13 protein-coding genes are annotated in these 18,083 nt (G+C 59.9%); 7 read left to right on the plus strand and 6 right to left on the minus strand.

Translation table 11 applies throughout. From position 1 onward, the window contains the following. The first annotated feature begins 82 nt into the window (after positions 1-82). Positions 83-892: a gamma-glutamyl-gamma-aminobutyrate hydrolase family protein gene (locus ACTNA2_RS07650; protein ID WP_427728070.1), complete on the plus strand. Its 810-nt coding sequence runs from the start codon at positions 83-85 to the stop codon at positions 890-892. Positions 893-963: 71 nt separating this feature from the next. Here ACTNA2_RS07650 and ACTNA2_RS07655 read toward each other — a convergent pair whose 3' ends face one another. After that, entirely contained in the window at positions 964-2,844 is a 1,881-nt protein-coding gene (locus ACTNA2_RS07655; protein WP_441049069.1) for a diguanylate cyclase, read from the minus strand. Positions 2,845-3,055: 211 nt separating this feature from the next. Beyond that, a complete protein-coding gene (locus tag ACTNA2_RS07660) occupies positions 3,056-3,853 on the minus strand; it encodes an alpha/beta fold hydrolase (RefSeq protein WP_441049070.1) in 798 nt (265 codons plus the stop codon). 236 nt (positions 3,854-4,089) lie between these two features. Between ACTNA2_RS07660 and ACTNA2_RS07665 the strand changes: the two genes are divergently transcribed. From ACTNA2_RS07665 to ACTNA2_RS07675, 3 genes are all read left to right on the plus strand, one after another. Beyond that, positions 4,090-4,866 (plus strand): radical SAM protein, encoded by a 777-nt coding sequence (locus tag ACTNA2_RS07665; RefSeq protein WP_441049071.1) that lies wholly within the window; start codon positions 4,090-4,092, stop codon positions 4,864-4,866. A gap of 169 nt (positions 4,867-5,035) precedes the next feature. Beyond that, a complete protein-coding gene (gene map, locus ACTNA2_RS07670) occupies positions 5,036-5,923 on the plus strand; it encodes a type I methionyl aminopeptidase (protein WP_441049072.1) in 888 nt (295 codons plus the stop codon). A 123-nt stretch (positions 5,924-6,046) separates the two neighbouring features. Further along, positions 6,047-6,988 (plus strand): D-2-hydroxyacid dehydrogenase, encoded by a 942-nt coding sequence (locus ACTNA2_RS07675; protein ID WP_441049073.1) that lies wholly within the window; start codon positions 6,047-6,049, stop codon positions 6,986-6,988. 285 nt (positions 6,989-7,273) lie between these two features. On the opposite strand, the gene ACTNA2_RS07680 is transcribed toward ACTNA2_RS07675, so the two are convergent. Next, positions 7,274-8,659, minus strand: a complete 1,386-nt coding sequence (locus ACTNA2_RS07680) for a M18 family aminopeptidase (protein WP_427793650.1) — start codon at positions 8,657-8,659, stop codon at positions 7,274-7,276. 161 nt (positions 8,660-8,820) lie between these two features. Between ACTNA2_RS07680 and ACTNA2_RS07685 the strand changes: the two genes are divergently transcribed. Together ACTNA2_RS07685 and ACTNA2_RS07690 are read left to right on the plus strand one after the other, a co-directional pair. Further along, positions 8,821-9,906, plus strand: a complete 1,086-nt coding sequence (locus tag ACTNA2_RS07685; RefSeq protein ID WP_441015206.1) for a carcinine hydrolase/isopenicillin-N N-acyltransferase family protein — start codon at positions 8,821-8,823, stop codon at positions 9,904-9,906. 140 nt (positions 9,907-10,046) lie between these two features. Continuing rightward, the gene (locus ACTNA2_RS07690; RefSeq protein WP_154514896.1) at positions 10,047-11,126 is read left to right on the plus strand and encodes a 6-phosphofructokinase; all 1,080 of its coding nucleotides are present in this window, start codon (positions 10,047-10,049) and stop codon (positions 11,124-11,126) included. Positions 11,127-11,639: 513 nt separating this feature from the next. Here ACTNA2_RS07690 and ACTNA2_RS07695 read toward each other — a convergent pair. Both ACTNA2_RS07695 and ACTNA2_RS07700 read right to left on the minus strand, forming a co-directional pair. Beyond that, positions 11,640-14,405, minus strand: coding sequence for an FtsX-like permease family protein (locus ACTNA2_RS07695; protein ID WP_441049074.1), 2,766 nt, complete (start codon positions 14,403-14,405; stop codon positions 11,640-11,642). Positions 14,406-14,410: 5 nt separating this feature from the next. Beyond that, positions 14,411-15,112 carry an ABC transporter ATP-binding protein gene (locus ACTNA2_RS07700; RefSeq protein WP_427718202.1) on the minus strand — a complete coding sequence of 234 codons (702 nt, stop codon included), beginning with the start codon at positions 15,110-15,112 and terminating at the stop codon, positions 14,411-14,413. 315 nt (positions 15,113-15,427) lie between these two features. On the opposite strand from ACTNA2_RS07700, the gene ACTNA2_RS07705 reads away from it, so the two are divergent. Then, entirely contained in the window at positions 15,428-16,663 is a 1,236-nt protein-coding gene (locus ACTNA2_RS07705; RefSeq protein WP_441049075.1) for a chloride channel protein, read from the plus strand. A gap of 206 nt (positions 16,664-16,869) precedes the next feature. Here the strand turns inward: ACTNA2_RS07705 and ACTNA2_RS07710 are convergent, their stop codons facing one another. Then, complete coding sequence (locus ACTNA2_RS07710; RefSeq protein WP_441049076.1) at positions 16,870-17,448, minus strand: methylated-DNA--[protein]-cysteine S-methyltransferase; 579 nt, start codon at positions 17,446-17,448, stop codon at positions 16,870-16,872. Between the last annotated feature and the right edge of the window lie 635 nt (positions 17,449-18,083).

The following is an 18,083-nucleotide window of genomic DNA, read 5'->3' on the forward strand; positions in this document are numbered from 1 at the left end:
AACTCCTTGGGACAAATCCATTGAAAGTGTTGTCCCACGTCTCTCATGCGCCCTGTCACCTTCAGATTCGAAAGCAGCACCCATGATCGGAACACGTACTTCCTCGTCCTATACCCCGCACGTCGACGTTGCCCCCGCCGACCGCCCGCTCATCCTGGTGGCGCCGCGCTGGGAAGAGGCAAAGCCGTTTTTAAGCGAGACGCTCTCCCCCAACGAGGAAATCGCCAGTGTCTTTGTCGATGCCATCCTTGCCGCCGGCGGCCTGCCGCTGCAGATGTCCATCACCGAGGACATTGATGTCATCCGTCATTACGTCGATATCGCCGACGGCATCGCCATTCCCGGCGGCCCCGATGTCAATCCCAAACGTTGGGGCGATGATCGACCCTACGACCCCACCCTCTGCTGCGAGATCCGCGATAGCTTTGAGTTTAAGCTGGTCGACGAGGTACTCCGCGCCAAAAAGCCGCTCTTTACCACCTGCCGCGGCACGCAGCTGCTCAATGTCGCCACCGGCGGCACCCTGTGCATGGACGTACCGAGCCTGGGCGCTCGCGAGGGGCGCACGCAGTGGCGCCATACCCACGTGCTCAACGACCCCGTGCATCCCGTCGAGGTCGTGCCGGGCTCGCTTCTGGAGCGCGCGGTTGGCGGGCACAGGCTGATCCAGACCAACTCCGCACACCACTGCTGCGTCGAGCGTCTGGGTAAAAGCACGCGCTTGGTCGCCAAGGCAACCGACGGCGTTCCCGAGTGCATCGAAGTCGAAGGCCAGCCTTTCTGCCTGGGTGTGCAATGGCATCCCGAGTACACCTGGCAGACGCTCGAGACCGACTTTAACCTGTGGAAGTCGTTTGTCGAGGCGGCGGCCAAGGTAAAGCAGGCCCGCTAGTTCGCGAACCGCACAACAGATAAGGACGCCCCGCCGGCCACATGGTCCGACGGGGCGTCCCTTTGCCTAGCTTAAACCGAAGGGAACGCGACAACGTCCGCAGGGCGCTCCAGCGTCTCGGCAATGCGATCGCGCACTTCGAGCAGACACTCGATAAGCAGCGGATTGAAAGCGCCGCACTCACCGTCCAAAATCATCCGAATCGCCTCTTCTTGCGAAATGGCGTCCTTGTACACACGTACGCTCGTCAACGCATCGTACACATCGGCCACCGAGACCACCTGAGCGGCAATGGGGATATCGTCGCCCTTAAGACCGTCAGGATAGCCCGTACCATCCCAACGTTCATGATGCCAGCGGGCGATTTGGTACGCATAGTCCAAAAGGGCACTTCCTTCATGGTGTCTGTCCAGATTGCGCAGCATGTCGGCGCCAATGGTAGTATGCGTCTTCATTATTTCAAACTCTTCGGGCGTCAGACGTCCGGGCTTGTTGAGAATCGCATCGTCGATCGACATCTTGCCGATATCGTGCAGCGCCGACGCCAACGCAATCGAAGAACGCTCCTCGTTGCCAAGAGAGTACTTGTCGCTCCGTCGCGCCAAGTCGCCAAGCAGCAGCTCAGTCAACTTCTCGATATGCGTGACATGCCTGCCGCTTTCGCCATTACGTACTTCCATGACGCTCGCCATGATGTCGACGAGTATACGGCTGTTATTGACGCGCGCATTGTACTGCTGCGACAGCAGACTCGTCAGACGACGCTGTTTGGCATACAGTCGAATAATATTGTTGACGCGACGACGCACAATGCGGTCATCGAACGGGCGACTGATATAGTCCGAGGCGCCCAAATCGTAAGCACGTAACACCGCGTCGTCGGTATCTTCGCTCGAGATCATAATAACAGGTAGGCTATCGAGGGCTGCCTGACGCGAAAGCTCGGCCAGCACCTCACAGCCGCTCATGTCCGACATGACAATATCCAGCAGCACGAGCGACAACTCATCGCCATAGCGGTCGACCATGTCGAGCGCCGCACGACCGTTATCAGCCTCGAGGATGCAATACTCATCCTTAAGCATCTCGTTGAGAATGGCTCGGTTCATCTCGGAGTCATCGACAATAAGCACCAAAGGCTTTTCGCTTTGGAAGGCCTCGATGGAATCGGCATCGGTCACGACCGTACCGGCTTTTGCCTTAGCGCGGCTCAATAACTGGACGGCGCGGCCAACGCCCTCATCGACCGTCTCGCCATGAATGAGAACGCCACCAACACATGCCGTCAAGCTCGCGTACTCATGGCCCGGAATAATCGTGGCATGAACGGCATCGGATACCTGATGCAGGCGAAGGGTGAAGTCATCGGAGGGAATATTGGGCATGACAACCACAAACTTGTCGCAGCCATAGCGCACAAGCTCGTCAGTCGAACGGATTCCGCTGCGCATGGCTGTCGCCACAGCACCGAGCGCAAGGTCGCCGGCATGACGGCCAGACGTATCGTTAAAGACCCTAAAATCATCAAGGTCGATCATCGCAACGCCGGCATTCATGCGGGCGCTACGGAGCTTTTCCTCGTAATATCGGCGATTGCGCACGCCCGTCAGCACGTCGGTGTAGACAAGGTCCTCTTCTGCAGCCTCTTGCTCATCAATCGGACGCACCATCAGCAAGACGTGAGGCTCACCCTCGACCTTTAGAGGGCGCAGACGGGCGCGGTACTCAACACCATCGTTGAGCAGTTGCTCCGACACCTCACCCGAATCTGCCAAGGCCTCAAGACTCGACTGACGCAGACAAGGGCAGCGATCGCCGGCGAGCAAGCAGTTAGGCTCGCTCTTAATCTGGTCGGCCGACAGCAAACGTACCACGGGGTAGGTCTGCGCGACGCGGGCGACCTCGGCGGCAGCCTCCTCGTCGGTTAGATTTGCCTCGTGATTATTGAGCATATGGGGCCCTTTCGATAGTTTCGCATGGTAGCGATGGGTTCCAATTGTTACAAGGGTAACACCTTGCCGATGCAGGTAAGCACGTGAATGCTGTTACATTTTTATGAGTTGGCAGGCGACGCGATTGAAGCCGCAGACGTGAGGTTTTGAGCACATTTGTTAACACGGCCGAAACGTTTGCGGGTGAAGGCTGTTTCGGCTATTGCAAGCGCTAGAGCCCCAGGATGCCACGAACAGTCTGGGCAGCCGCTGCCGGGCGATCGCGCAGGCCGTTGTGCGCGCCGGGAACCATTACGAGTGGACAGTCCAAAAGCTCAGCCGCCATCCTCGTGCCCGCCTCGCGGGGCGTGCCAATCGAGAGTTCACCCAAGAGCACGGCGGCCACCGTTTTCGACGCGCGAACGCTATCCCAATCGGGAACGCAGGTCATAGTAATCCCGTATTCGTTTGCCATGAAACTGCGGCCGTTGCGCAGGGCATGCTTGGCTTCTGCCTCGGTTAACTTGGGGGCCTCAGGGTCCGAATCGCCGATGGCGCCAAGGAAGGCCCGTAACGCCCTGGAGACCTTTCCCGCAGCGATCATCTCGAGCAAAACCGGGGCCGCGCCCAGGCCGGCGCCCTCATCCGTCACGGCCGGCTCATGCAAAATCGCAGACGATACTGCCGCCGCATCCGCATGAAGGAGTTCAAGGGCAACGAGCGTGCCAGCGCTGTGCGCGAGGACATTTGCCGGGGCGCCGGCATGTTGGATAACAGCTCGCAGGTCGGCAGCCTGAACTGCCAGATCGTAGCGCCTGTCTGCCGCATCGTCGCTCTCGCCGCAACCACGGCGGTCATAGGCAATGACGCGATAGCCACAGGCGAGCTCGTGGGCGATGCCATCAAAAAATGTGCCGTCGACGCACGCACCGTGCACGCACACCAAGGCGGGCGCATCGGACGACACATCCGGGCCGGCATATTCGCGACAGGCAATCGTGGTGCCCGCATTTTCGACCGTAAAATCCATGTTGTGATCCTATCGTCAACGCCATCAGGCCGCACCGAGGTGCGACTTGGACAGTCTGGCGCCATGTTGCGCATACTTAAATGCGTTTACTGTACCCGACTCGCACCCTTTCATGATAGGGTTCCGAAAACTCACCAGGCTGCACAGTTTCGGCTTAGACAACAGTGTCCAGACCCGCGATTGGCACGGGGGCCAATGCTATGCTTAAGTACAACTGTCCCGAGGAGCATATGCCTATGTCTACGTTTTTGAATGCCAGCCCCATCTTTGGGCCCGTCCGCAGCCGACGCCTTGGACTCTCGCTCGGCGTCAACATGATGCCTGCCAGCGGCAAGATTTGCACCTTTGACTGCATTTACTGCGAAAACGGACTCAACGCCGAACGCCCCTGCCACGAGCCACACAACACGGCTGCCGTGGTGCTCGACGCACTCGAAGCCAAACTACGCGAGATGAAGGTCGAGGGTGAGCTGCCCGATGTAATCACGTTTGCCGGCAACGGCGAGCCCACCGCCGCACCGGAGTTCCCGCAGGCTATCGCCGGCGCTGTCGCGCTTCGCGACCAGTTGGCCCCGAACACCAAGATTGCCGTGCTTTCCAACGGCACGCGCGCCGACCGTCCCCAGGTGCATGATGCGCTCATGATGGTCGACGACAACATCCTCAAGCTCGATACGGTCGATCCGGCATTTATCCAGCTGCTCGACCAGCCCGTTGGTCCCTACGACGTCGAGCACCAGATCGAGACGTTCGCGAGCTTTGAGGGCCACGTTATCATTCAGACGCTATTCCTAACCGGCGAGTACCAAGGCAAGTCTATTGACAACACGGGCGACGAATACGTCGGCCCTTGGCTTGCGGCGCTCGAGCGCATTCGTCCGCAGGAGGCGACCATCTACACGGTGGCGCGCGAGACACCAGTCGCCGGCCTTGCTAAAGCGGCTCCCGAGGCGCTCGACGCGATTGCCGCACGCGTGCGCTCCCTCGGCATCCCCTGCCAGGTGAGTTACTAGCACCCGTCTGCCCAAGAGCAGCTAATTTGGGACGGGGCTTTTTTGACTGCTTTTGGGAGCGATATGGGCGGCGCAAGGCCGCGCGGACAAAAGCAGTCAAAAAAGCCCCGTCCCAAATTAGCTGCTCTGCGGGTGGGCTATACTAGCCTCGGATGAAAGGAAGTTAGCCATGTTTGACAATGGACCCGTGCCTGGCCGCAACGACGCTTGCTGGTGCGGCAGCGGCAAAAAATACAAGAAATGTCACAGCTCCTTTGATGAGCGCCTCGAGCGCCTGTGGGAAGAGGGCTGGAACGTCCTGCCCCGCACGCTCTATAAGACGCCTGCCGATATCGAGGGCATCAAGCGCTCGGCCGCCATCAACGTGGGCGTGCTCGATTATGTGGGTGAGCATATCACCGCGGGCATGACCACCAACCAGATCGACCAGATGATCTACGACTACACCGTCGAGCATGGTGGAACGCCGGCCGACCTCAACTACGAGGGCTACCCCAAGAGCGTGTGTACCTCGATCAATGACGTAGTCTGCCACGGCATTCCCTGCGATACGGACGTACTGCACGAGGGCGACATCATCAACGTGGACTGCTCAACGATCTTAGACGGCTATTTTAGCGACTCGAGCCGCATGTTCTGCATCGGCAAGGTCTCGGCCGAGCGCCAGCGCTTGGTCGACGTCACCCGCGCCAGCGTGGAGGCGGGTCTGGCAGCCGTCAAGCCATGGCTGCCGCTCTCCGTGATGGCCGAGGCCGTACAAAAGACGGTCGAGGACGCCGGCTTTAGCGTGGTGCGCGAGTACGGTGGCCACGGCATTGGCAAGGAGTTCCACGAGGACCCGTTTGTGGGCTTTACCACCGAGGCGCCCGACGTGGACACTATCATGGTTCCGGGCATGGTCTTTACTATCGAGCCCATGGTCAACGCCGGAACACCCGACATTAAGATTAGCAAGGGCGATGGGTGGTGCGTGCGCACCAAGGACGGCAGCGACTCGGCCCAGTGCGAGGTACAGCTCGTGGTGACCGAGGACGGCTACGAGCTGCTGAGCTGGTAGCCGTAGATGCGCCGGATGCTGACGGGCACGCTCGTCTTGCATCCGGCGTTTTATTTGAACGTTTTGCCAGATAAAACCTGCCAAAAAAAACCTGTCCCTTTTTGGCAGGTTGAGCGGAGAGGAATGCTTGTGAACATCCTGGTTTTGCTGCCCGTCAACGACCGCCATCGTGCAATTCTTGAGTCGAGCGCTCCGGGCGAGGATTTTATCTACACGAGCGCCGGCGATATCACGCGCGAACAGGTCGCCGATGCCGACGTGATCCTGGGCAACATCGACCCTGACATGCTCACGGCATGCGACCATCTCCAGCTGTTGCAATTGCAGACCGCCGGCTATGACGACTACCTTGCCGCCGGCACCGTGCCGGCTGAAGCCAAGCTGTCTTGCTCGATCGGCGCCTACGGTCAGGCCGTGAGCGAGCACATGTTTGCCATGGTCCTTTCCATGATGAAGCGCCTGCCCGGCTATCACGACTTGCAGCGCGAGCATCGCTGGGAGGATTTGGGGCCGGTCGCCTCGCTCAAAAACGCCAACGTGCTGGTGCTGGGCGCAGGCGATATCGGCGGCCACTTTGCCACGCTCTGCCGCAGCATGGGTGCGCATGTCCGCGGCATCAAGCGCCATCCGCTCGTCTACCCCATTGTGTTTGAGGACATGGACGGCATGGATGCCCTGTCTGAGCGCCTGGCAGAGGCCGACATCGTTGCATCCTTTATGCCCAGCACGCCCGAGACCCGCGGTCTGGCGAACGCCGAGTTCTTCGCCGCGATGAAACCGGGCGCGTTCTTTGCCAACGGCGGCCGCGGCGATCTTGTGGTCGCCGACGACCTGGTTGCCGCTCTGGAATCGGGACATCTCGCCGGCGCCGCGGTCGACGTCACCGATCCCGAGCCGCTGCCCGCCACAAGCCCGCTGTGGGATGCACCCAACATGCTCATCACGCCGCACGTCTCCGGCTGGTTCCACCTGGCCGCCACGCTCAATAACGTGGTCGACATCGCCGCGGAGAATCTGCGTCACCTGCTGGCCGGCGAAACTTTACGTTGTTGGATTGAGCATTAGGTTGTTCCGGCGTTTTACCAAACGCCGGAACCCCTCGACGCTGCGAGCCCGCCGTTTGGCCAATCTGCCGTTCAATTTCAAAGGCGCGACCAGAAGGTCAGCGCCTTTTCATTTCACGGCACCTTGGCTCAAACGGCGGGCTCTCGCTGACTTTTGCTCTACCTGCGGCGGTTCCGCTGGCGTCGGCTTCATCTGCAAGCCTTAGCAGCTCCGTCTTACCGTTGACATTGCGGCATTTGCCCAGATAAAACCTGCCAAAATAAACCCGTCTTTTTTTGGCAGGTTTTAGAGCTCCACACTTTCGGCACCGTTGATGTTTAGGTCGCGCTCGTAGAAAGCCGTGAGGGCACGAATCGCGTACATCACGTCGCGCACACCACCGGTCTCGTAGCTCGAGTGCATGGCCAGCTGCGGCAGGCCCACGTCCACGGCGTGCATACTCGCCTGCATATTGGACAGATTGCCGAGCGTGGAGCCACCCGCCATATCGCTCTTGTTGGCAAAGGCTTGCGTGGGCACGTCTGCGTCATCGCAGATGGCCTGGAACACTGCGCGGCTAAAGGCATCGGTGCAGTAGTGCTGGTTGGCGGCTTCCTTGATGACGATACCGCCGTTGAGCACGACCTGGTTGTGGGCATCGCACTTCTCGGCGTGGTTGGGATGCACGGCGTGCGCGTTGTCGCAGCTCACGAGCATCGAGGCGGCAAGCGCACGGTGGTACGACTCGTCATCAAAGCCCAGCGACCCGTTAATGCGACGCAACGCATCGGCCAAGAACGTCGACATGGCGCCCTGCTTGGTCTCGGAGCCAACCTCCTCGTTGTCGAAGCAGCAAAAGACCGAGATGTCATGCGCATTCTCGGCGCCCAAAAATGCCTGCAGCGAGGTGTAGGCGCAGGCTAGGTCGTCGAGCTTGGGCGTCGAGATAAACTCGTCGGCCCAGCCCCAAATGCGCGCGTCCTGACGATTGACCAGGAACAGATCGCGGCCCAAAATCTGCTCGGGCTCGACGTCCAGTTCGTCGGCGATCAGAGCATCAAAGTCGCCCTGCTTAAGCTCACCGGCGCTGATGAGCGGGCACAAGTCGACGGCGCGGTTGGGTGCAAAGCCCTCATTGACGCCGCGGTTCATATGGATAGCAAGGCTCGGAATGATAGCGACCTCGCGCTCGGTGGCAAGCAGGCGGCTCTCAATACGGTCGCCCTCGCGCACCAGCACGCGTCCAGCCAGCGCCAACGGGCGATCGAACCAGGTGTAGTCGATCATGCCGCCGTAGGCCTCGGTGTTCAGGCGCAGCGTCTCGCCCGCGCCGTCAAGCTCGGGCACGGCCTTGACCTTAAACGTCGGAGAATCGCTGTGCGACGCCGTGAGCTGAAAATGATAGTCACCGGCAACGCCGTCCTCGCCCCACGTCGCGGCCAGGTCCTCGCCCACCTTAAAGGCGATAACGCTCGAGGTGTTGCGCTGCGTGTAATAACGCCCGCCCGGCTCGATGTCCCACGCCGCATTCTCGGGCAGGTAGGTAAAGCCCGCCTCGTCGAGCTCGGCCATAATGGTCGCCGCCGTATGGAACATGCTGGGGCACGCCTCGATAAAGTCGATAAGGTCGTTGGCGGCCTCGATATCGTCGGCCGTCACATGCGCGCGTTCGGGCGTTTCCTGATCCGTCATGCTCTCCCCTTTCGCTGGGTTGATGGTCCCCTCCAGCATACCCCGCCACGCCAGCGCCGCACTCTTCATTCCATGTTTAATCCCGTGCCACTCACCAGGTTGAGCCATCATGCCCGCGCTCCTTTTGCGATAATTACGCTAACAGGACGAGAGGAGCCGTCATGAAGCCACGTAACATTGCCATCGCCTGCGGTGTCGCGGGAGTCGCCGTCGGCCTTGCCGCTGCCACCGGTATCGTTTACCGCAAGCAAATCAAGTCCGCCGCGTCGCTCAAACGCTTGACCGGCTACGCGGATGGCTATGACCTGTACGCAATCGACATTGCCTACGACTACGATCTTGATCGCATCATCGCCGCTGGCGTGCGCGACGACCAGGCCTACATCGATGCCGTGGTGGCGCAGGTGCTGCCCGGTGTGCCGGCACATGTCCAGGCTCCCCAGTTTGCCTGCAGCGCTTTTGTCGCCGTAGATGCCGAAGGCCGCGTGCGCACCGGTCGCAATTACGACTTTAAGGACGACACCTCGGCGCTGCTGGTGCGCAATCACCCACGCGGCGGCTATGCCTCCATCGGGTTTGCCGCCCTTAACAACCTGGGCGATAACACTCCGCTTGATTCCGTCGCCGGACGCGCCGCCGCACTCATGGGTCCGTTTGCCCAGCTCGACGGTGTTAACGAATGCGGCGTGTCCGTTGCCGTGCTCACCCTGGATTCCAAGCCCTGTGACCAGGACACGCAACGCCCTGTCATCAATACCTCGCTCGCCATCCGTCTGGTACTCGACCGTGCCGCCACCACGCAAGAAGCTGTCGACCTGCTTTCCGCCTACGACATGCACGCCATGGCAGGACGCGATTATCACTTCTTTATCAACGACGCCACCGGTGACGCGCGCGTAGTAGAGTGGGATCCGCACGATCCGGACCGCGCTTTCAAAGCGACTCCTGTACGCCAGGTTACGAACTTCTACCCCTGCTATGGCGACGAAGTGCTGCCCAACCAAAAGAACGGCGAGCTGGGCCATGGTAAAGAGCGCGCCGTCGCAATTGCCGATGTCCTTGACGCCCATGTCGGTGCCCAGGACGAAACGATTGCCTGGGAAGCCCTGCGCGCCGCAGCGCAAGAGCCCAAACAGGGAGACATCACCAGCAATACGCAATGGTCGGTCGTCTTTGACAATACCGAACCCGCCGCCGCTATTACGCTGCGCCGCCACTGGGGCGACGTCGACGCCTTCGCACTGTAAGGAGCCAGGCCCGTCGACCTTACGCTCGCCTGACGTTGTTTACATTTCTATACGCTTGAGCTAACACGTTTTACCCCCGTATCAACAGTGTGCGGGGGTAAACTTATGCGCATGTTATAACTTGCCCGGAAGGATTCATCATGCTTAGGATCGGTCTTCTTACCAGCGGCGGCGACTGTCAGGCGCTCAACGCCACCATGCGCGGCATCGTCAAAACGCTTATGACCAATAGCGAAGAACCTATCGAGATCTATGGTTTTGAGGACGGCTACCAGGGCCTTATCTACAGCAGGTTCCGCGTCATGACGCCCGCCGATTTTAGCGGCATCCTCACCCGCGGCGGCACCATTTTGGGCACGAGCCGCACGCCGTTCAAGCGCCTGGACATTCCCGAGGCCGACGGTGTCGAGAAGGTGCCTGCGATGGTCCACACCTATCACAAGCTGCAACTCGACTGCCTGTTTATGCTGGGCGGCAACGGCTCCACCAAGACCGCCAACCGCCTGCGCGAAGAGGGCCTCAACGTTATCGCTCTGCCCAAGACCATCGATAACGACACCTGGGGCACCGAAATGACGTTTGGCTTTACGAGCGCCATCGACGTCGCCACCAAGTGCATCGACGACATCCACACCACCGCCTCGAGTCACGGCCGCGTGTTCGTTATCGAGATCATGGGCCACAAGGTTGGCTGGATCCCGCTGTACGCTGGCGTCGCGGGCGGTGCGGACGTCATCCTGATTCCCGAGATTCCCTACGACATGGGTAACGTCATCAAGACCATCGAGCATCGCATGGAAACCGGCAGCCGCTTTACGATCGTGGCCGTCGCCGAGGGCGCTATCTCCAAGGAGGACGCGGCGCTGCCCAAGAAGGAGTACAAGAAGAAGCTCGCCGAGCGCACGAGTCCGTCGATTGTCTACGACATTGCCAAGGAAATCGAGGCCAAGACCGGTCGCGAGACCCGCGTCGCCATCCCCGGCCACACGCAGCGCGGCGGTCAGCCCGACGCCCAGGACCGCATCTTTGCGACCCAGTGCGGCGTTGAGGCGGCACTGGGCTGCCTACGCGGCGAGTTTGGCTACATGATTGCCCTGCGTGACGGCAAGATGTGCCACATGCCGCTCGAGGAGGTCGCCGGCAAGCTCAAGTTTGTCGATCCCCAGAGCGACCTGGTACGCGAGGCCAAGGCGCTGGGCATCAGCTTCGGCGACGAATAGCCTCGGCCGAAATCCATCCCATCGGGCCCTCCGACCCCGCCCAACGTATTTCGATTTGGCTCCTCCCTTGACTCCGTCAAGGGTCGCCAATCGAAATCGTCGGTCGGGGTCGGAGGGCCCTGCGTTTACATGCTCGCCGAGGCTATTCGTCTTCTTGCTGCGGGTGCCTAGGGCAGGAGGCGCCGTGCATTTTTGGGAGTTTTCAGCAGCCGAGGGTGCCTGCATACTGAATTTTGGGCGAAAGGCAGGCGCCATGGGCCGTATCTTGTAAAAACGAGCGGCTCTTGAGGCGTTGGGAGCTCAGAATCAGGGCTTTCAGCGCAGTTTTGTGCGCCCGCTCCCATACTCGTGGACTCCGGAATGCTGAATTCTCCGGAATTTGCACGCCGCCCCTGGGGGTACCTGCGGGTAAAAAGCAACCGCCCCGCCAAAATATGCATTCAGCGGGGCGGTTTATGCAATAAAGCGACTGCGACACGTCACAGCTCGCTACAACTTGAATCCAAGAACAGGTTACTCGGCGCTCTTGAGGGCACCGACCATGTCAATCTTGTTGAGGGTTCGGTTGGTGGCGAGGTTGACGATAATCGTAAAGCCAAACGAAAGCACCACAGCGAGCGCGAAACTCAGCGGCTCGACCTCAACATCAAAGTACAGCGACGGCATCTGAAGAACGTACGTAAAGCTCTCGGCAAGCAGGCCACCCAGCGGCACGCCCAGTGCGGTGCCAATCGCCGTAAGGATCAACGTCTCCTTATTGACGTAGTGGTGCACCTCGCCACGGCGGAAGCCCAGCACCTTGATGGTCGCCAGCTCGCGTTCGCGCTCCGAAATATTCGTATTAGACAGCGTAAACACCACCACAAACGACAGGCACGCCGCCATAAAGGTCACAAGCACTACGACCGAATTGATAATCGTAAAGTTCGACTCATAGTTCTCCCAATGCTCGGCCGTACTCGAAATCGTAAGCCAACCGTCACTCTTAAGCTTCTTGCTAAACGCAATCTGGTCGGCCGACGAGCCCTTAAGCAGCACAAAGATGCCGTTAAGACGCGCGCTTCGGCCGAACGCGCGCTCATAGGTGCCCTGCGTCATATAAAGCGTGTTGCCCAAATAATTGAGCGAGATATCGCTAACCTTGACCTTGGTAACATTGAGCGACGAATCCTGGACCTGCGCCGTATCGCCCGGCTGAATCCCCAGCACCAGCTGTGAACTCTTGCTTAAATACACGTCCCCGTCACGCAGGGCGAGCGGTTCTTTGGACTCATCCTCCAGGCGCACGTAATCGTCCAGGTCATTCGTGCGGTCGTCGGGAATCACGATGAGCTGTACGGTCTCGCTCTTACCGCCAAACGTAAAGGTGACGTTGTCGGTCATAATCGGCAGGGTCGAGGTCACGCGTACGCCGGAGTCGCTGGCCGCGCTACGCTCTTCCAGCGCCGCACACGTCTGAGCATAGTCATCGGGATTGGCGACCGCCAGCAAGTCATAGCGCGTGATATGCCCGTACTGTTTGGGCGAAAGCGCCACCGACGTATCGCGGATGCCCATACCGCAGATCACAAGCGCCGTGCAGCCGGCGATACCGAAGATGGTCATAAAGGCACGTTTTTTGTAGCGGAACAGGTTACGCGCTGCCACCTTGTTCAAAAAGCCCATGCGGCGCCAAATAAAGCCGATGCGCTCAAGCAAGATGCGCGAGCCGGCTCGCGGGGCCTTGGGACGCATAAGCGAGGCTGGGGTCTCGGCCATCTCGTGGCGGCAGGCGATAATCGTGGCACCCACCACGCCCACGGTAAACAGCGCCACCGAGACGATCGAGGACACGATGTCGTACGAAAGCAGCATCTGGGGCAGTGAGTACATGTCATCGAACACCGTAAACAGGAACAGCGGCAACCCCACAAATCCGATGATGTTGCCGAGTACGCCGCCGAACAGACATGCCCACAGCGAGTAGTCCACGTATTTGGACAGGATTCGCCCGCGTGAATAGCCGAGCGCCTTGTATAAGCCAATGAGCGTGCGCTCCTCCTCGACCATACGAGTAGCGGTGGTAAGGCTGATGAGCACGGCTACGACGAAGAAAATAAATGGGAAAACCGTGGCGATGGCCTCAATCGAAGAGCTGTCGCTCTCGACGCTTGAGTAGCTTGCGATGTTACCGCGATCCTGGATGTACCAAGTGCATTCGCCCAGATCGGAAAGCTCGGCGCGTGCATCGGCAAACTGCTGGTCGGTGGCGGCGCGGCGCTGGTCCAAATCGGCCTGAGCCCGAGCGCGCTCCTCACTGCCCTGGGGCATGCGGTTGATGTTGTCCTGCTCAATCCCAAAGAGCATATTCGCCTGGCGCTCGGAGGCATCCAAGCTTGCCGGCGCGTCGACCGTCAGCTCTTGGGCGCGCACCTTCTCACGCTCGTCGCGAATCTTCTCGATATTACCCTTGACCTCGTTGATCTTTGTCGTGTAGGTATCTGAATAGGAGTTGAGGCTCTTGGCTCCCTCGACGATCACGTGGACCGCGGAGTAGGAAGAAGATGTCGCGGCATCCTCGCTCACATAGAACTTATAGTCCGCAGCCGAAGCAGCGCGAAAGGCGTTGACTGTCGAGTCGGAGCTCACATCAGTAGGATCGAGGACCTCGGCCGTAATGGTGTAATCACCCGCGGCAAACTGGTCCTTGGCGCTTTGGTTCGACGAGCTCGCGTCATTGGCGGCAAAACTCACCGTGTCGCCGAGCTTTTTGCCCGAAGCCTTCAGGAACTTCGAAGTCACCGCGACCTCGCCGGCGCTCTCGGGCAAATCGCCGCTCACCAGCACCGGTTGATCGATATTCTTCCTGGAAAAGCTCTGCACGACTACACGCTCGCGCGTGGTACCCACGGCGGTGTAGGCGGTCTCGGTGTAGATGCCCTCGGCCGTCTCGACGCCGTCGACCTCTTGAATGGCCGCAAGATCGTCGCGCGTAAGGCCATAGGTCGACTGCACGTTAATGTCATAGACATTCTGCTGGTCAAAATAGACGTCGACCGAATCGCGCAGATCCTCGCAGCCCGCCTTAAGACCGCACATCACGCTCACGCCGAGCGCGGTAATGACCACGATAGATAGGAAGCGCTTAAGACTGCCTCGGATTGTGCGGGAGATGCCACGGCGAAAAACCGTCGGCGCCATATCATTTGAGCTTTGAGCGGTACGGTAGGTCGCGAACTCCCGATCGTTACCCACGTGCTCCGTATCGTGGTTTTGGCTGTTTTGGCGATCTTGGTCCATGGGCGCTACCACTCGATCGTCTCGATAGGCACGGGATTTTGCTGGACCGTCTCGCTCTCCACACGACCGCTCTTAAAGCAGATCAGGCGATCGGCCATGGGCGCGAGCGCGGAGTTGTGCGTGATGATGATGACCGTAATGCCCTGCTTGCGGCAGGTATCCTGCAGCAGCTGCAAAATCTGCTTGCCGGTTTTGTAGTCGAGAGCACCCGTGGGCTCATCGCACAGGAGCAGCTTGGGGTTCTTGGCCAGTGCGCGGGCGATGGACACGCGCTGCTGCTCGCCGCCCGAAAGCTGCGCGGGGAAGTTGGCGAGGCGCTCGCCCAGGCCAACCTGGCGAAGCGTTTGCTCGGCATCGAACGAATCGGGGCAGATTTGCGCCGCAAGCTCGACGTTTTCGAGCGCCGTCAGGTTGGGAACCAGGTTATAGAACTGGAAGACAAAGCCGACGTCGGCGCGGCGGTATTCCACGAGCTGCGCCTCATTGGCGGAACTCACGTCGCGCCCATCCACCGTTACGGTGCCGGAAGTCGCCGTATCCATGCCACCCAGAATGTTGAGCGCCGTGGTCTTGCCGGCACCCGAAGCACCCAGGATAATGGCGAGCTCACCGCGCTCGACCGTAAAGCTCGCGCCATCGAGCGCGTGAATGCGGGCGTCACCCTCGCCGTATGCTTTGACGACGTCTTTGAATTCGATATAAGCCATCGATTAATTCCCATCTGGTCGGATAACTCTTTAGTATTACCCATTTCGCACCGACCAAAAAGGGACAGGTTTATTTTGGCAGGTTTTATATGGGGAAACGAGGGGTGCGGGCAGGCACCAGGACTGTCCACGGCAACCATTTGACCCAAACCGTATCCACCGCTATGATGCCACTGCGGAATGAATGTCTCCGTTGGGTGCGCCAGCCAAGCTGCCGCGTTACCCTAAACCGCCTTGTTGCTGATGACTTCTGCTGTTACGTGATGCCCCTAGGCATCACGCTGCGGCAGGAGTCTTTTTTGTTTTGGAGGAGAAGTGTCGGAAAGCAGCGCTTCGAGCAGAATCAAACGTCTGCTCAACACCTATAGCGGTCTTGTGCTTATGGGTGCCGTCGGAATCCCCGTCGGTATCATCGTTGGCGCCATCTGCGCGCTCTTTGGACGCGTGCTTTTGGCGATCGGCGCCTTCCGCGACGAGCACATCACCCTGCTCCTCCCCTTCCTCGCCCTTATGGGCCTTGCCATCGTGTTTGCCTACCGCGCTTGGGGCAAGGGCACCGACCGCGGCATGAGCCTGGTATTCGACGTAGGCCACGGGCGTGAGGACGCCATCTCGCCGCGCTTGGTGCCGCTCATTATGCTGAGCACGTGGGGGACGCACCTCTTTGGCGGCAGTGCGGGACGCGAGGGTGTGGCCGTGCAGATCGGTGCAACCGTCTCACATTGGATCGGCCGACGTCTACCTTTCCGAGACCCCGGCAACACGTTTTTGCTTATCGGCATGGCCGCCGGCTTTGCCGGGCTCTTTCGAACGCCCCTTGCTGCCACGGTCTTTGCTATCGAAGTACTGGTCGCAGGACGCATGGAATACCGCGCGCTGTTTCCCGCGCTTACAGCCTCGCTCGCCGCAAGTATGGCCTCCGGTGTCCTGGGACTCGAGAAGTTCGCGGTCGCCGTTGTCGCCTCATGCGCGCTTGACCTCCCCGGTCTTGGACGGCTTGCGGTACTAGGCATCGCGTTTGGTATGGTAGGTGGAGCTTTTGCCTGGTGCCTTGCCCATACCAAGACCCTTGCGGCGCGGCTGCTCCCCAACCCCTATGCGCGCATCGCCGCTATCGGCATCGCGCTATCGGCGATTCTGTTCGCACTGTGGCAGGGTCGATACTGCGGCCTTGGCACCAACCTGATATCGGCGGCGCTCAACGGTAACGGTAAGGTCACCATCATGCCTTGGGACTGGGCGCTCAAATTCGTACTCACCATCGCCACACTTGCCGCAGGATATCAGGGTGGTGAGGTGACGCCGCTGTTTTCCATCGGAGCCAGCCTGGGTGTCGTACTCGCCGGGATTCTCGGCATGCCCGCCGAGTTCTGCGCCGCGCTGGGCTACGCAGCCGTCTTTGGCAGCGCCACCAATACGCTGCTCGCACCCATCCTTATTGGCTGCGAAGTCTTCGGCTTTGGTAATCTGCCGATGTTCTTTATTGTCTGCGTCGTGGCTTACCTGTTCAACATGGATAAGTCGATCTACGCCCTGCAAGAGCGAGCGTAGAAAGATGTCCAAGCAGGTGGTCTCAACCGGAAACGACGTCCCACTCTGAGGCTGTATTCCGGGACACGGTTTCCGCTTGGGACGCCATTCGGAAAGCGCATCCCGCTTTAAAACGGAATTCCGGGACGTGGTTTCCGTCTGAGTCTCCATTCGGAAAGCGTGTCCCGTTCTTTCACGGCATCTTGGCTATGCAAAGCGCTCGAACGTTATTCCTCGTACGCGCCCTCAAGCCGAAGCAGCCACTCCTTGCGATCGAGCCCGCCGGCATATCCGTTAAGCGAGCCGTCGGCGGCAACCACGCGATGGCACGGCACGATAATCGAAATAGGGTTGCGAGCGACCGCAGCCCCCACCGCACGAGGAGACACAACGGGGTCCTCGTTCCCCGGCACCCGATGGCGGGCGGCGACACGAGCCGCAATCTCGCCATACGTGGCGACCTCGCCACGCGGAATAGAAAGCAGCTCAAACCAGACTTCACGCTGAAACGCCGTACCGATCATATGCAACGGCGGCGTATACAGAGGCTCCTGCCCTGCAAAATAAGCATTCAGCCAAGCCCACGAACGCTCAAGCACCGAAGAAGCCGCACCATGAGCCGGACTCGCCGACGACAAGCCACCAGCACCGGAAACCGCATCGGCCCCTTCAACATGTTCGGAGTCTTCCCGGAGAAGCGTGGAGCCAAAGTGCTCCTGCCCCTCAAACCAAAGCCCCGTCAGACCGCGGCCATCAGCGGCAAGCAGGATTTCGCCCAAAGGCGAAGCAAACGTCGTCGTGACCACCAGCGGCTCCTTTCAAAACTCCGCACCATAATACCGCGAATTGTGCAGACGACTCCGCAGATACGTCTGGGCAGGAACGCAATTGCTTAAGCGAGGACACTTTCCCCAATCAAGCGGAGAAGACGCGGGGCTTCGACGCCAAAGCGGTACCCCTACCAGCTGAGCTCTAATACTTTTCCCGAGAAGTGAACGAGTAAAAACGAGGCCCCGGAGCATCCACACTTTTTGATTACAAAACCGCAGGATTCGCGCAGCAAAGCCGCAGGAAATAGCGGTCAAAATATGCCAATGCTTCGGGGGTCCAAAATAGGTCGTTCACTTCTCGGGAAAAGTATTCAACTTCAATTCACCCCAACCCCAAAGTCGCCTCAGGCAGCAGGCGCGAAGCGCCGCAGCTGCCGTCACGGACCCGCAGTCCCCAAAGGAGGCAGGCGCAAAGCGCCGAGACCGCCGCCGGGACCAGGGCCCGCAACGGCCACGCGCCCTCACATCAGCCCAGCGGCCCCAACCAACAACGGCCCCATCGCAGGCCGCTCGCAGCCGAGTCACCGCAGGCGGGGCCGGGCTCAGCTTTCAGAACACTCCGCAGACCAGTGCGGCGCCTTGTCCGCGGCTCCGAAGGAGCAGGACAAGGC

The sequence above is a fragment of the Collinsella sp. HCP28S3_E9 genome (assembly GCF_052065455.1).
Classification (GTDB): Bacteria; Actinomycetota; Coriobacteriia; order Coriobacteriales; family Coriobacteriaceae; genus Collinsella.